12 protein-coding genes are annotated in these 13992 nt (G+C 67.5%); 10 read left to right on the top strand and 2 right to left on the bottom strand.

Translation table 11 applies throughout. The features are described 5' to 3' along the window. The 9 genes from Q0A27_RS13370 (at position 1) to Q0A27_RS13330 (ending at position 9197) form a co-directional block, all read left to right on the top strand. Positions 1-237, top strand: a complete 237-nt coding sequence (locus tag Q0A27_RS13370; RefSeq protein ID WP_291476198.1) for an SMI1/KNR4 family protein — start codon at positions 1-3, stop codon at positions 235-237. Further along, entirely contained in the window at positions 225-953 is a 729-nt protein-coding gene (locus Q0A27_RS13365) for a hypothetical protein (protein ID WP_291476197.1), read from the top strand. Before Q0A27_RS13370 ends, Q0A27_RS13365 begins: the two co-directional genes overlap by 13 nt. Beyond that, positions 950-1657 carry a hypothetical protein gene (locus Q0A27_RS13360; protein WP_291476196.1) on the top strand — a complete coding sequence of 236 codons (708 nt, stop codon included), beginning with the start codon at positions 950-952 and terminating at the stop codon, positions 1655-1657. The genes Q0A27_RS13365 and Q0A27_RS13360 overlap by 4 nt, the downstream gene beginning before the upstream one ends. Beyond that, a complete protein-coding gene (locus Q0A27_RS13355; protein ID WP_291476195.1) occupies positions 1658-2704 on the top strand; it encodes a YbjN domain-containing protein in 1047 nt (348 codons plus the stop codon). After that, positions 2697-3530, top strand: coding sequence for a DNA-formamidopyrimidine glycosylase family protein (locus tag Q0A27_RS13350; RefSeq protein ID WP_291476194.1), 834 nt, complete (start codon positions 2697-2699; stop codon positions 3528-3530). Before Q0A27_RS13355 ends, Q0A27_RS13350 begins: the two co-directional genes overlap by 8 nt. A gap of 108 nt (positions 3531-3638) precedes the next feature. Then, positions 3639-5321, top strand: coding sequence for an L-lactate permease (locus tag Q0A27_RS13345; RefSeq protein WP_291476193.1), 1683 nt, complete (start codon positions 3639-3641; stop codon positions 5319-5321). Between the two features lie 28 nt (positions 5322-5349). Further along, a complete protein-coding gene (locus tag Q0A27_RS13340) occupies positions 5350-6603 on the top strand; it encodes an alpha-hydroxy acid oxidase (RefSeq protein WP_291476192.1) in 1254 nt (417 codons plus the stop codon). A 444-nt stretch (positions 6604-7047) separates the two neighbouring features. Beyond that, positions 7048-8478: an adenylosuccinate lyase gene (gene purB / locus Q0A27_RS13335; protein ID WP_291476191.1), complete on the top strand. Its 1431-nt coding sequence runs from the start codon at positions 7048-7050 to the stop codon at positions 8476-8478. Between the two features lie 74 nt (positions 8479-8552). Further along, on the top strand, positions 8553-9197 hold the full coding sequence (locus Q0A27_RS13330; RefSeq protein ID WP_291476188.1) for a VIT1/CCC1 transporter family protein: 645 nt from the start codon (positions 8553-8555) through the stop codon (positions 9195-9197). Here the strand turns inward: Q0A27_RS13330 and Q0A27_RS13325 are convergent. After that, a complete protein-coding gene (locus Q0A27_RS13325) occupies positions 9194-9829 on the bottom strand; it encodes a LysE family translocator (protein ID WP_291476186.1) in 636 nt (211 codons plus the stop codon). The genes Q0A27_RS13330 and Q0A27_RS13325 overlap by 4 nt on opposite strands. A gap of 83 nt (positions 9830-9912) precedes the next feature. Between Q0A27_RS13325 and Q0A27_RS13320 the strand changes: the two genes are divergently transcribed. Further along, the gene (locus Q0A27_RS13320) at positions 9913-10368 is read left to right on the top strand and encodes an Lrp/AsnC family transcriptional regulator (RefSeq protein WP_291476184.1); all 456 of its coding nucleotides are present in this window, start codon (positions 9913-9915) and stop codon (positions 10366-10368) included. Between the two features lie 81 nt (positions 10369-10449). On the opposite strand, the gene Q0A27_RS13315 is transcribed toward Q0A27_RS13320, so the two are convergent. Continuing rightward, positions 10450-13896, bottom strand: a complete 3447-nt coding sequence (locus Q0A27_RS13315) for a pyruvate carboxylase (protein WP_291476182.1) — start codon at positions 13894-13896, stop codon at positions 10450-10452. Positions 13897-13992: the final 96 nt, after the last annotated feature.

Here is a 13992-nt window from a genome sequence, read left to right as displayed (position 1 = left end):
ATGTCCGCCCGCCCGAACAGCCCGTGCACGGACGCGGACATCGATGCCGTGGAGAACCGTCTGGGGCGCCGGATCCCGGCGTCCTACCGGGAACTGCTGCGGGAGACCGGGGGAGGTGTGCTCGACGACGACCACCGGGTGTACCCGGACACCTGCAGGACAACCGCCACGGCATCGGAGGAATCGTCCTCAACTGCGGGATCGCCGATGCTCCGGAGGGCGCGGTGCTGGCGATGACCCCGGCCTTGTCCGGGGCGGTGGACGCCCTGGTGGCGTCCGGTATGCGTGAACCGGAGGTCCCGCCGAGGGCGCCGGCGGAACGCCTCATCGACGCCAGAGGCTACCTCGGCCTTCACGAGGATGCGGACAGCCTGCTCTTCCTCGACATGCTCTTCGCCCTGGTGTCGGTGGAAACGGAGGCGGAGAATCCTGCGGCGTTTCTGGACCGGATCACGGACCCGGTCGGTGACGGTTCCACCGACGGTTCCCCGACGATGTTCCGGCTCACCTACGGGTGCAGCCGGGTCTTCGTCGACCACTGGTGGCCGACCCGCAACGCCGCACGGGGACTGGACTACCTCGAGAGGGTCATCGACGTGCGCTACGACCGGCTGCTGAAGAGCCTGGACCGCGGCATCGAGCTCTATCACCGCTTCCAGGTCACCCCGTGGGAGCAGTGGCTGCGCACGGCCCGCACCGAGATCGCCGCCGGTGACGCGCACGGTCTGACGTACATGCTCAGCGCCTACGGTGGCATGGGAAGCCTCCGGGACCTGTACATCCAGGGTCCGGGGCATCCGGTGACCGATGCGGAGTGGGGGGCCGGCCATGGACCTCCACGAGGAGATCGTCTCCGCGATCCACGCGGACGCCACGGCGCTGATCACTCTGATCGCCCCCGACGGTATGAACGGTATGAACAGCCCAGACAAGAAAGCCAGGTGACACCATGAGACGGACAGCGATGACCAGCGGCCTCGGGGTAGCCACGCTCACGGCCCTCGCCCTCACCGCCTGCGGCAGCGATGAGCCGACCGACACCTCCGACATCGCCCCGATGCTCCTCACCGAGGAGGACGCACCGGAGGGCTACACGTGGAACAGTGTCGCCGAGGTACTCACCGATGCCGGGGACGACCTCGGCCAGCAGTTGGACGCCGCGATGGCGGGCGTGACGACCGAGCCGGAGTCCTGCGCAGCCCTGGTGCCGAGCTCCGACTCGATCATCGCGGAGCTCTACGACCACCAGGATGCCGCCGATGCCGTCGAGTTCCTCCCGGTCGACGAGAATGATCCGGCGGTCATCGACGCCATCGTGTCCACCGCCGATTCCGGGGACACGGCTGACCTGGCGTCCGGCGAGATCGACGCGGAGGACTGCAGCGACTTCACCCGCACCGATTCCTCGGGTACGGAGACGACTTTCCACGCGACCTCGCAGAAGGCGTCGGTCGCAGACACCGACGACACCTTCGTCATCACCGTGCTCAGTGATTCCGCGACACCCGGTGAGGAGCTGGTCACCACGGTCATCGGCACGGTCGACGACGTGCACTTCCGGATCACCGCGGCCGGGGTCACCGACGTCGAGGTGCTCACCGAGCTCGCCGAGAAGCAGGTCGCACAGATCACCGGGACCCAGGAGGGGCAGGACTAGATGTTCGGCAGGAAATCGTCGAAGACCCGGCGACAGTGGAAGGACGCCCCGGATCCCGGCACGGTCGAGGTGCTCCCCGATCCGATACCGGACGCCGACCTGGCGTCTTCCGTGCTGCAGCGCGTCCTGGTCGAGGTCGGTGGCGACAATGTCGCGGGGTTCGACGTGACCGCCGGTGTGGCGACAGGTCCGCTGACGTTCACGGTGGAGGCTCTGTGGCACGGGATCGCGGGGGATGGCGGCGGCGTGGACACCGCCCTCAACCGCTGGAACGCCAGGCATACCGTGCCCCGCGCACACGCTGAACTCGACGAGGACGGCCGGGTGCGGGTCCGGGCGGACAGTACCCTGACCTGTGGTGCCGGGGTGACGGTGCAGCAGCTCGACGAGTGGATGCGCCGCGGCCTGGCCGGGTTCACCGCGCTGGGGGAGTTCCTCGACGCGCGGTGGCCGTCGGTGGAGGTCATCGGGGACGATGACGACGATGACGACGGAGAAGTCGGAGATTCCGGCGATGCGGATGTCGCCTCGGGTGACATCACCGCCCTGGTCACCGACGGCAACCGGTACGGACTGCTCGGCGGTCGCACACCCGCGGTGCTGCTGCCGCGACTCGCGGACGCCGTGACGAACAGGGACGGTGGGGAGAGCACCGAGGTCCGCGAGTCCGGTGCATCCGGGCGGCGCGGCAACGGCTACCTGCGCTTCGGGTCCGGCCCCGATGTGGCGCTGCACGACGGCACCCTGACGGTTACCGACGGTGTCGCCCTGGGTGCAGTGGACGCCGACACCCTCGACTGGCTCCATGCCCTGTGCGGTCGGGTCAACGCACTGCCCGGTGGTGTGGTCGCCGTGGCGGACGGGTCGGCAGGGGAGGGGACCGGAACTGTGCTGACCTGTGCCGTGCACCGGCCGGTGGGCTCAGGACTCTCGGATGCCCAGGTCGCCCATGTCGTCGGATGGGACCGGTCCGCCGTCGCGGGGACGCTGCGGCTGCTGCTGGCCGAGGTCACCGGGGAGGACGAGGGAGAGGACGCCGATGCCTGAGGGGCATGTCATCCACCGTCTCGCCACGGGGCTGACCACGAGTTTCGGCGGTGAGGAGGTGTCGGTGGAGTCTCCGCAGGGACGGTTCACCGCTGAGGCGTCCCTGCTTGACAGGTCGGTGCTCACCGACGCCGAGGCCTGGGGCAAGCACCTCTTCGTGCACTTCACCGCGGGCACGGTCCATATCCACCTCGGCCTGATCGGCACGCTGCAGTTCGAGCCGCTCGCCGCCCCGCGGGGGCAGGTGCGGCTACGCATCGCCGATGACACGGTCGCCGCGGACCTGCGCGGCCCGCAACGGTGTTCCCTGGTCACGCCAGTGGAGGAGGATGCCGCGGTCGCGAAACTCGGTGTCGACCCGTTGCGCGTCGTCGGTGGGGGCACCCCGGCCGGGGAACTCAACGCACGGAAGCTGGAGACGGCACTGGCGAAGACCCGACGGTCGTCGAAGCCCGTCGGGGCGCTGCTCATGGACCAGGCGCTGTATGCCGGCGTGGGCAGCATCTACCGCACCGAGGTGCTGTTCCGGCTGGGCATCGATCCGACCCGTCCGGGCAGGTCCCTGACCACGGTAGAGCTCGACGAGATCTGGTCGGACATGGTCGATCTCATGACCTACGGCGAGGTGGTCGGTCGGATCGACACCGTCCGCGCGGAGCACACCCCGGAGGCGATGGGGCGTCCGCCGCGCAAGGACGATCACGGGGGTGAGGTGTACGTGTACCGGCGCGCCGGGTTGCCCTGCCTGGTGTGCGGGACGCCGGTGGAGACAGGGGAGATGGCCGGGCGGAAGATCTACTGGTGTCCGGTGTGCCAGCGGGGTTGAGTGCACCCCCGGTCATAGATTTGTGAGCGATAGCACACTAGTGTGGTGCCGATAATTCTTGACCGATCCAGTGGCGCACCACGGCCACCTCCGCCTCATGGAGCCTTCATGTACCAACCTGACCTGGCACCGGTCGCGGACAACACCTTCCTGTCCGCGCTCGTCGCTCTCCTGCCCCTCCTCACGGTGTTCCTCACCCTCGGCGTCCTGAAATGGCGTGCCCACTGGGCTGGCCTGGCAGCGCTCGCTGTCTCGCTCGTCATCGCGGTCGCCGTCTACGGCATGCCCGCTGACCTGGCGGGACTGTCCGCCACCCAGGGTGCGGTCTTCGGACTCTTCCCGATCCTGTGGATCGTCATCGCCGCGATCTGGTTCTACGAGATCACCGTCAAGGCAGGAAGGTTCCAGGACCTCCGCGCGGTCATCGACGGCATCTCGGATGACCCCCGCATCCAGGCCATCCTCATCGCCTTCTGCTTCGGCGGCATGCTCGAGGCGCTCGCCGGTTTCGGCGCGCCGCTGGCGATCACCGGTGTGATGCTCCTGGCCGTCGGCTTCCCACGTATGCGCGCGGCCATCGCCGTCCTCGTCGCGAACACCGCCCCGGTCGCCTTCGGCGCCATCGCCACCCCGGTGATCACCGCCGGTAACCTCACCGGCATCGACTACGAGCACATCGGCGCGATCATCGGCCGCCAGACCCCGTTCATCGCCCTCGTGGTTCCGCTGTTCCTGCTGCTGATCGTGGACGGCCGCCGTGGCCTCAAGGACTGCTGGCCCGTCGCCCTGGTCATCGGCACCGCCTTCGCCGCAACCCAGTTCGTGGCGTCCAACTACATCTCGGTCGAGCTCACCGACATCATCTCATCGCTGGCCGGCCTGGCCGTCGCGGTGATCATGCTGCGGTTCTGGTCCCCGAAGGGCACCGCCGACGCCACGGAGCGTCTCGGCATGGAGCGGGGGAAGGAGGATGCCGAGGCGACCGGCGAGAACGCGCAGATCGCGAAGGACGCCATGGGGGAGCGGGACGCCGACCGCGAACTCACCGGCGGTCGGATCGCCATGGCGCTGTTCCCGTACCTGCTGGTCATCGTGGTCTTCAGTCTCGCGAAGCTGTGGGCTCCGCTGAAGGACTTCCTGACGGACACGGACCTCAGCATCGGCTGGCCCGGGCTCGACGGTGAGGTCGCCACCACCTCCGGCGAGATCTCGAATGCCACGGTCTTCAACTTCCAGTGGCTGTCGTCGCCGGGCTCGTTGCTGCTGATCTGCGGCGTGATCGTGGCGCTGGTGTACCGCTACCCGCTGACCGGTGCGGCGAAACTCTACGTCGACAACGTGGTCAAGATGCGCTGGACGATCCTCACGGTGGTCTCGGTGCTGTCGCTGGCCTACGTGATGAACCAGTCGGGGCAGACCATCACCGTGGGTACCTGGATCGCCGGTGCCGGTGCGGCCTTCGCTTTCTTCGCTCCGGTCCTCGGCTGGCTCGGTACCGCGGTGACCGGCTCCGACACGAGTGCCAACGCCCTGTTCGCCACGCTGCAGCAGACTGCCGCCGAGGGTGCGGGCCTGGATCCGGCGCTGATGGTGGCGTCCAACACCTCCGGTGGCGTGGTCGCCAAGCTCATCAGCCCGCAGAACCTGGCGATCGTCGCGACGGCGGTGGGGCTGGTCGGCAAGGAGTCCGTGATCCTGCGCAAGGTCGTGTGGTGGAGCATCGGCATGCTGGTGGCGCTCTGCCTGCTCAACGGTCTGCAGGCGGGAGCTCTGGAAGGTATGCTGCCCTAAGGTCAGACCAGGCGTACCATAGTTTCACATGGTTACACGTCAGTTCCCGCACCCGTCCGAGATCCTCGAACTCATGCAGTTCAAGAAGCCCGAGTTCAACACGAAAAAGCGCCGGTTGGACAAGGCCCTCACCATCTACGACCTGCGTACGATTGCGAAACGCCGTACCCCGGCGTCCGCCTTCGACTACACCGACGGTGCCGCGGAGGGTGAGATCTCCCTCGCCCGTGCACGCCAGGCCTTCGAGGACGTCGAGTTCCACCCGTCGATTCTCAAGGACGCCTCCCACATCGACACCACCACCGAGATCCTCGGCGGCTCCTCCGCACTGCCCTTCGGTATCGCCCCGACCGGTTTCACCCGCCTGATGCAGACCGAGGGGGAGATCGCCGGTGCCGGTGCCGCCGCGGTCGCCGGCATCCCGTTCACGCTGTCCACCCTCGGCACCACCTCGATCGAGGACGTCAAGGCCACCAATCCGGCCGGCCGCAACTGGTTCCAGCTCTACGTCATGAAGGACCGCGAGATCTCCTACGGTCTCGTCGAGCGTGCCGCGAAGGCCGGCTACGACACCCTCTTCTTCACCGTGGACACCCCCGTCGCCGGCAACCGCATGCGCGACACCCGCCACGGTTTCTCCATCCCGCCGCAGCTCACAGCGAAGACCATTCTGGACGCCATCCCGCGGCCCTGGTGGTGGATCGACTTCCTCACCACCCCGCCGCTGGAGTTCGCATCCCTGTCCTCGACGGGCGGTACCGTCGGTGAGCTGCTGGATTCCGCGATGGACCCGACGATCAACTACAAGGATCTCGAGGTCATCCGCGAGATATGGCCGGGCAAGATCGCCGTCAAGGGCGTCCAGAATGTCGAGGACTCGGTGACGCTCGCCGAGCTCGGGGTTGATGCCGTCGTCCTGTCCAACCACGGCGGACGTCAGCTCGACCGCGCTCCTGTGCCGTTCCAGTTGCTCCCCTCGGTGAAGGACGCGGTGGGTGACGACATGGAGATCATCGTGGACACCGGCATCATGAACGGTGCCGACATCGTCGCCGCCATGGCGCTCGGCGCGGACTTCACCCTGATCGGTCGCGCGTACCTGTACGGCCTCATGGCAGGTGGCCGCGAGGGTGTGGACCGCACCATCTCGATCCTGCAGTCCCAGATTGAGCGCACCATGAAGCTGCTGCAGGCCAACACCATCGGTGAGCTGACCCCGGAGCATGTCACCCAGCTCTCCCGCTTCAACCGGGTGGAGAAGCCTGGCCAGCAGGTGCTGTAGCCCCGGTCACCGAGTTCACGCCACGTCGATGGTGCAGGTCTCGGACGTATTCGCATCGTCGTGGGCGGGGACGGTCACTTCGACGTGGTCGATGTCCTCGGGATCGCAGGTACCGTCATCGGATATGCTGCCGAGAACCGGTGGCGTCGAGGTCCGGGCGTCGGCAGGGGGTCTCGGAGGAGGAGTCGTCCGACGAACATGCGGTCAACACGAGGGCGGCGACGGTGAGGGAAACGGCGAGGGATGGGAGGTGCAGCAGACAGCGGAGAGAACGCATGGCCCCTCCCCACGGGAGCAGCACCCCGTCCCAGGGGCGTACACAATCATGACGGATCTGGCCTTGCCGTTGTCTGCGTCCTCCAGAAACGTGATGTTCGGGTACAGATTCGGGTGACCGCAGGCACGGCGGCAGCAGTTGCCGCACCATGTGGGATACTGGAACGCGTGGCTGACAAGAAGAAGATCTCCAATGTCCTGGCTGACCGCTACGCCTCCCCCGAGCTGACCCGCATCTGGAGCCCCGAGGACAAGATCCTCGCCGAGCGTCGGCTGTGGATCGCCGTAATGAAGGCCCAGAAGGAGATGGGGGTGGATATCGCCGAGGGTGCCGTCGAGGACTACGAGAAGGTCATCGACCAGATCGACCTCGCGTCCATCGCCGAGCGGGAGAAGATCACCCGCCATGACGTCAAGGCCCGCATCGAGGAGTTCAACGCGCTGGCCGGTCACGAGGACATCCACAAGGGCATGACCTCCCGTGACCTCACCGAGAACGTGGAGCAGCTGCAGATCCGCCGCTCCCTCGGGATCGCCCGCGACAAGGCCGTCGCCGTGCTCGCCCGCATCGCGACCCGTGCCGGCGAGTACAAGACCCTCGTCATGGCCGGCCGTTCCCACAACGTCGCCGCCCAGGCCACCACCCTCGGCAAGCGCTTCGCGTCCGCCGCCGACGAGCTCATGCTCGGCATCGAGCGCATCGAGGACCTGCTGTCCCGCTACCCGCTGCGCGGCATCAAGGGCCCGATGGGCACCAGCCAGGACATGCTGGATCTCCTCGGCGGCGACGTCGGGAAGCTGGCGTCCTTCGAGAAGAAGATCGCCGAAGAGCTCGGCTTCTCCCGCATCTTCGACTCCGTCGGCCAGGTCTACCCCCGCTCCCTCGACTTCGACGCTCTCTCCGCCCTGGTGGAGACCGGTGCGGCAATGTCGTCCCTGTCGATGACCATCCGCCTCATGGCCGGCAACGAGACCGTCACCGAAGGCTTCAAGGAGGGCCAGGTCGGCTCCTCCGCCATGCCGCACAAGATGAACGCCCGCTCCTGCGAGCGCGTCGGCGGCATGCAGATCATCCTCCGCGGCTACATGACCATGGCCTCCGACCTCGCCGGCTCCCAGTGGAACGAGGGCGACGTCTTCTGCTCGGTCGTCCGCCGCGTCGCCCTGCCGGACGCCTTCTTCGCCTTCGACGGCCAGTGCGAGACCTTCCTCACCGTACTCGACGAGTTCGGTGCCTTCCCTGCGATGATCGACCGTGAACTGGAGCGCTACCTGCCGTTCCTCGCCACGACCCGCATCCTCATGGCCGCGGTCCGTGCCGGGGTTGGCCGCGAGACCGCCCACGAGGTCATCAAGGAGAACGCCGTCGCCGTCGCGCTGAACATGCGTGAGAACGGTGGTGGACAGGACCTCGTCGAGCGTCTCGCCGCCGATGACCGTCTCCCGTTGGACGCCGACGCACTCACCGCAGCCCTGGCCGACCGCCACGCCTTCATCGGCGCCGCCGAGGATCAGACCGACCGCGTCCTCGCCCGTGTCGCCGCCGTCGTCGCGAAGTACCCGGAGGCCGCCGCCTACACCCCCGGCGACATCCTCTAGGACGTTCCAGGACGCTTCAGGACGCTTCAGGACGCTTCAGGACGCTACGGTCGACCTGGCAGGGTCGCCTGTCCATGCTGGTCACGGGGGTGCTGGGTGCCAATGACGGCATCGTGTCGACCTCCGCCCTGCTGCTCGGCGTCATCGCCACCGGGGCGGGGTCCACGGCCGTCTTCGCGGCCGGTCTCGCCGCCGCCGTCGCGGGCGCGGTCTCGATGGCCCTGGGGGAGTATGTTTCCGTCTCCGCACAGCGGGACAGTGAGAAGTCGTTGATCGCCGAGGAGACCGGTGAGCTGACGGAGATGCCCACCGAGGAGACTGAGGAGATGGCGGAGATCCTCCGGGGCTACGGCATCTCATCCGAGACGGCGGAGAAGGCGGCCGAGGAAATCCAGGCGGGGGATCCGCTGCCGGCCCACCTGCAGCTGGAACTGGGCATCGACGAGGAGGACCTCACCAATCCCTGGGCCGCAGCCGGATCCTCTGCGGTGTCGTTCATCCTAGGGGCATTGCTGCCGATGCTGGCGGTCCTGATCGCACCGCACAGTGTGGCCGCAGTCGTCGTGACCGTGGTGACGCTGCTCGCCCTGGCGGTGACCGGTGCAGTCTCCGCGCGGCTCGGCGGTAACCCGCTCGGTAAGTCCGTTGCACGTCTGGTCATCGGTGGTGCGCTGGGACTGGCGATCACCTATGCGCTGGGGTCGGTCTTCGATGTTTAGCCGGTGATCACGTCGAGCAGCAGCCAGGTTCCGAAGACGGTGAGGAAGATGCCGGACGCCATACTGACCGCAATGCTCAGCCGGGGCCGGGAGCGCAGCAGGGAGCGGGCGGCCACCGCCACGCCGGAGTAGACGACGAGGATCTCGAGGATGAAGATCCCGCCGAGCAGAAGAATCTGCACGCCGGAGGCCCATCCTCCCTCGGTGAGGAACCGGGGGAGCAGGGCGAGCAGCAGCATGAGGCCCTTGGGGTTGATCCCGCTGACGCCCATGCCGTGCAGGTACTGCCGCAGACTGTCGCCGCGGTAGGCGGACTCTGTGTCCGTCACCGCGACGAGTGTCCTGTCGCTCGACTTCACCCCGAGTAACGTGCTCACACCGAGCCAGAGAATATAGGACGCTCCTACCGCGGTCAGCACCGTGAGAACCCCGGGAGAGGACGCCACGACAGCACCCACGCCCACGGCAATCACCGACACGACGATGACATATCCGCTGGCCAGTCCGAGGATCGGCGGAACGATCGACCGGGATCGGAGGCCTGCGGTGATGGCATAGGCCCAGTCGGCACCGGGCATGAGTGAGAAGAGGCCGGCGGTGAGCGCGAACTGGAGGACGAGTGTAGTTTCCACAGGTCACAAGTTTATTGCGGGTTCGTGGGAAGATGTTCCTGACTTTTCGACAGGTTGGGAAATCACGTGCAATAATATTGCGTATGGACGCAGTTGACCGGGAAATAATGTCGCAGCTGCAGCGGGACGGGCGGATGAGTGTCACCGACCTCGCCCGGAGAGTCCGGCTCAGCATCTCCGCCTGCCACCGTAGGGTGAAGGATCTCGAGAGCTCCGGGGCGATCCGTGGCTACCACGCGGAGATCGCCCCCGAGGCGCTGGGACTGAGCTTCGAGGCCCTCGTCATGGTGACGATGGGTAGGACCGATCAGGCGACCGTGGCGGCTTTCGAGAATGCGGTCGCCGCTGAGCCGGCCGTCATCTCCGCGGAGCGGCTTTTCGGCGAAACCGACTTCATCCTGCGGACGCTAAGCCGGGACATCGCCGGCTACCAGGAGCTCTACGACACGGTGCTCGGTACCCTGCCCGGGGTGGAACGGCTGACCTCCACCATGGTGATGAAGCGCATGGACACCGGTGCCCCCGGGCCACGGTTGTAGAGGAGGAGACAGGAAACCCCACCACTCCGGACGAGTGACGGGGCTATGCTGCCGGGCACAGGGCCCGGTGGAGGGGGAGTACTACTCCACGACGACGAGAAGGTCGCCGCCCTCCACCTTCGTCGGCTTGGTCATGACTACGCGGGCGATCTTGCCGGCGACCGGGGCCGTGATCGACGCCTCCATCTTCATGGCCTCGATGACGGCCACGGCGTCACCCGCCCCGACCTCGTCGCCGACCTTCGCGGTGACTGTGACAGCACCGGCGAACGGTGCTGCGACATGGCCGGCCACAGCAGGATCGGCCTTCTCGGCGGCGGCGGTGACGGACTCCACGGACCGGTCACGCACCCGCATCGGGCGGATCTGGCCGTTGACGTTCATGACGACCTGACGCATGCCCTTCTCGTCGGGCTCTCCGACGGCGTCGAGACGGACCACCATCGGCGGGTTGCCCTTGATCCGCACCGCTGTCTCCTCGCCCTCCTGGAGACCGTAGAAGAACTGACGGTCGGTGAGCGTGGAGACGTCACCGAACTGGCGCTCGTGCTCGTCGAAACCGGCGCTCTCCTTCGGAAACAGCAGGCGGCTCAGTGCGTTCCGCCTCTCCCGGGAGGAATCGCCTCCCAGGTGTGCCTCCTCCTCGGCCGGAACCTCGGTGACACGCGATGCGGTGGAACCGCGCCCCTCCAGGGCTTTCGTGCGCAGCGGCTCGGGCCAGCCACCGGGCGGGGTACCCAGCTCACCGCGCAGGAAGGCGATGACGGACGCCGGGATGTCGTATTTCTGCGGGTCCGCGGCGAACTCGTCGACGGTAACACCGGCACCGACGAGGTGCAGCGCGAGGTCACCGACGACCTTGGAGGACGGGGTCACCTTGGTCGGCCGGCCGAGCAGCCTGTTGACGCCGGCGTAGGCGTCCTCGATGAGTTCGAAACGGTCGCCGAGTCCGAGGGCGACAGCCTGGGTACGCAGGTTGGACAGCTGTCCACCGGGGATCTCGTGGGTGTACACCCGACCCGTCGGACCGGGCAGACCGGACTCGAAGGGACCGTAGAGGGAACGCACGGACTCCCAGTACGGCTCCAGCGAGTTCACCGCGTCCAGCGAGATGCCGGTGTCCCGGTCGGTGTGCGCGAAGGCCGCGACGATCGCGGACAGGGAGGGCTGGGACGTGGTCCCGGCCATCGCAGCGGACGCCCCGTCCACCGCGTCCGCCCCGGCGTTCGCCGCGGCGAGGTAGGTGGCCAGCTGACCGCCGGCGGTGTCGTGGGTGTGCACGTGCACCGGCAGGTCGAAGTTCTTGCGCAGGGCGGTGACCAGGGTGGACGCCGCCTGCGGACGAAGCAGTCCGGCCATGTCCTTGATCGCCAGGACGTGGGCACCGGACTTGACGATCTGCTCGGCGAGTTTCAGGTAGTAGTCGAGGGTGTAGAGGTCCTCGGCCGGGTTCGAGAGGTCACCGGCGTAGGCCATGGCGACCTCGGCGACAGCCGTCCCGGTCTCCAGGACAGCGTCGATGGCGGTGCGCATCTGGTCGATGTCGTTGAGCGCGTCGAAAATGCGGAAGATGTCCACACCACTCTTCGCGGCCTCGGCGACGAAGGAGCGGCAGACCACGTCGGGGTACGGGGTGTAGCCGACGGTGTTGCGGCCACGCAGCAGCATCTGGATGTTGGTGTTCGGCATCGCGACGCGCAGCCGGTCGAGACGCTCCCACGGGTCCTCGTGGAGGAACTGCAGCGCCACGTCGTAGGTCGCGCCACCCCAGGCCTCGACGGAGAGGAGCTCCGGGGTCAGCCGGGCGACCGCCTCCGCGGCGTCCACCAGGGCGGTGGTGCGCACGCGGGTGGCGAGCAGGGACTGGTGGGCGTCGCGGAAGGTCGTGTCCGTGACGGCCAGGGCCTCCTGGGCACGCAGCTTCTTCGCGAACTCGGCCGGGCCGACCTCGAGCAGCAGGTCGCGTGAACCGCGGGGCAGACCTTCGGCGACATTGGCGTCCTCACCGTGGCGGGCGTCCTTGACCTGCACGACATCCGGCAGCTTGTGGCGCGGAATGACGTCCGTCGGACGCTCGCCGTTGGGCCGGTTGACGGTTACGTCGGCCAGGTAGTCGAGCAGACGGCCCGGCTCATCGTCGGCCGGCGGGGCCTGCAGCAACCACGGGTGGTCGGCGATGAAGGACGTGGAGATGCGGTGGTGCTGGAAGTCGTCCTCGCGCAGCAGGGCGCGCAGGAAGCCGATGTTGGTGGCGACACCGGAGACGGTGAACTCGTTGAGCGCGCGCTGGGCGCGGGTGACCGCCTGGGCGAAGTCCGCGCCACGGCAGGTCATCTTCACCAGCATCGAGTCGAAGTGTGCGGTGATCTCGCCGCCGAGGGACGCCGCACCGTCGAGACGAACGCCCGCTCCGCCCGGGGAGCGGTACGCGGTGATGACGCCGGTGTCCGGACGGAAACCGTTGTTCGGGTCCTCGGTGGTGATACGGGTCTGCAGGGCGGCACCGCGCAGCTGGATGCTGTCCTGGCTCAGGCCCAGATCCTCGAGGGACGCCCCGGCGAGGATGTTCATCTGCGACTTCACCAGGTCGACGGAGGTGACCTCCTCGGTCACCGTGTGCTCCACCTGGATACGTGGGTTCATCTCGATGAAGACGTGGTTCTCGTTCTCGTCGACGAGGAACTCCACCGTGCCGGCACCGTAGTAGTTGATCGACTCGCAGAACTTCACCGCGTCCGCGCAGATCCGGTCGCGTAGTTCCTCGGAGATGTGCTGCGCCGGGGCGATCTCCACGACCTTCTGGTGACGACGCTGCAGGGAGCAGTCACGCTCGAAGAGGTGGATGATGTTGCCCTGGGTGTCACCGAGGATCTGCACTTCGATGTGCTGCGGGTTGACCACCGCACGCTCGATGTAGACCCGGCCGTCACCGAAGGCGGCGGCAGCCTCACGGGACGCCTCGGCGGCCTTCTCCGCCAGTTCGTCGGGGGAACCGACGAAGCGCATGCCGCGTCCACCACCACCGGCGACAGCCTTGACGAACAGCGGGTAGGTGCGTCCCTCCGCGAAGGAGACGAGCTCGTCGATGTCCTCGCTGGGGGCCGAGTCGTCGAGGATCGGCAGTCCTGCCTTGCGGGCGGCCTCGACCGCGGCGGACTTGTCACCGGTGAGGTCCAGGGTCTCCGGGGACGGGCCGATGAAGGTGATGCCGTTGGCGGCGCACTGCCGGGCGAGTTCGGCGTTCTCCGAGAGGAAGCCGTATCCGGGGTAGACGGCGTCCGCCCCGGTCTGCTTCGCGGCCCGGATGATCTCGTCGATGTCGAGGTAGGCCTTGACGGGCGACCCCTCGGTACCGATGCGCACGGCTTCGTCGGCGAAGGAACGGTGGAAGGAGTTGCGGTCCTCGCGGGGGTACACCGCGACGGTCTGCGCGCCGGTCTCGTAGGCGGCGCGGAAGGCGCGGACGGCGATCTCACCGCGGTTGGCGACGACGATCTTCCCGAAAGAGGGCAGTGAAGGGTAGGCCATGTGAGGCGCGTCCTTTCTGGTGGCGTGGAGTGGTACGCGAACCGCCCGCACTGGACCGGGGTGCCGGTGCAGGGGCGGGCGGTGTGCGGTCCGTTT

The organism is Corynebacterium sp. (assembly GCF_022712275.1).
Classification (GTDB): Bacteria; Actinomycetota; Actinomycetes; order Mycobacteriales; family Mycobacteriaceae; genus Corynebacterium.
This window is presented reverse-complemented; position numbering and strand designations above follow the sequence as displayed.

What these genes read in the sequence shown, in the direction of transcription:
- Q0A27_RS13370 (WP_291476198.1), top strand. Translation starts at nt 1, where the DNA reads ATGTCCGCCCGCCCGAACAGCCCGTGCACGGACGCGGACATCGATGCC.
- Q0A27_RS13345 (WP_291476193.1), top strand. Translation starts at nt 3,639, where the DNA reads ATGTACCAACCTGACCTGGCACCGGTCGCGGACAACACCTTCCTGTCC.
- Q0A27_RS13360 (WP_291476196.1), top strand. Translation starts at nt 950, where the DNA reads ATGAGACGGACAGCGATGACCAGCGGCCTCGGGGTAGCCACGCTCACG.
- Q0A27_RS13340 (WP_291476192.1), top strand. Translation starts at nt 5,350, where the DNA reads ATGGTTACACGTCAGTTCCCGCACCCGTCCGAGATCCTCGAACTCATG.
- Q0A27_RS13320 (WP_291476184.1), top strand. Translation starts at nt 9,913, where the DNA reads ATGGACGCAGTTGACCGGGAAATAATGTCGCAGCTGCAGCGGGACGGG.
- Q0A27_RS13315 (WP_291476182.1), bottom strand. Translation starts at nt 13,896, where the DNA reads ATGGCCTACCCTTCACTGCCCTCTTTCGGGAAGATCGTCGTCGCCAAC.
- Q0A27_RS13355 (WP_291476195.1), top strand. Translation starts at nt 1,658, where the DNA reads ATGTTCGGCAGGAAATCGTCGAAGACCCGGCGACAGTGGAAGGACGCC.
- Q0A27_RS13350 (WP_291476194.1), top strand. Translation starts at nt 2,697, where the DNA reads ATGCCTGAGGGGCATGTCATCCACCGTCTCGCCACGGGGCTGACCACG.
- Q0A27_RS13330 (WP_291476188.1), top strand. Translation starts at nt 8,553, where the DNA reads ATGCTGGTCACGGGGGTGCTGGGTGCCAATGACGGCATCGTGTCGACC.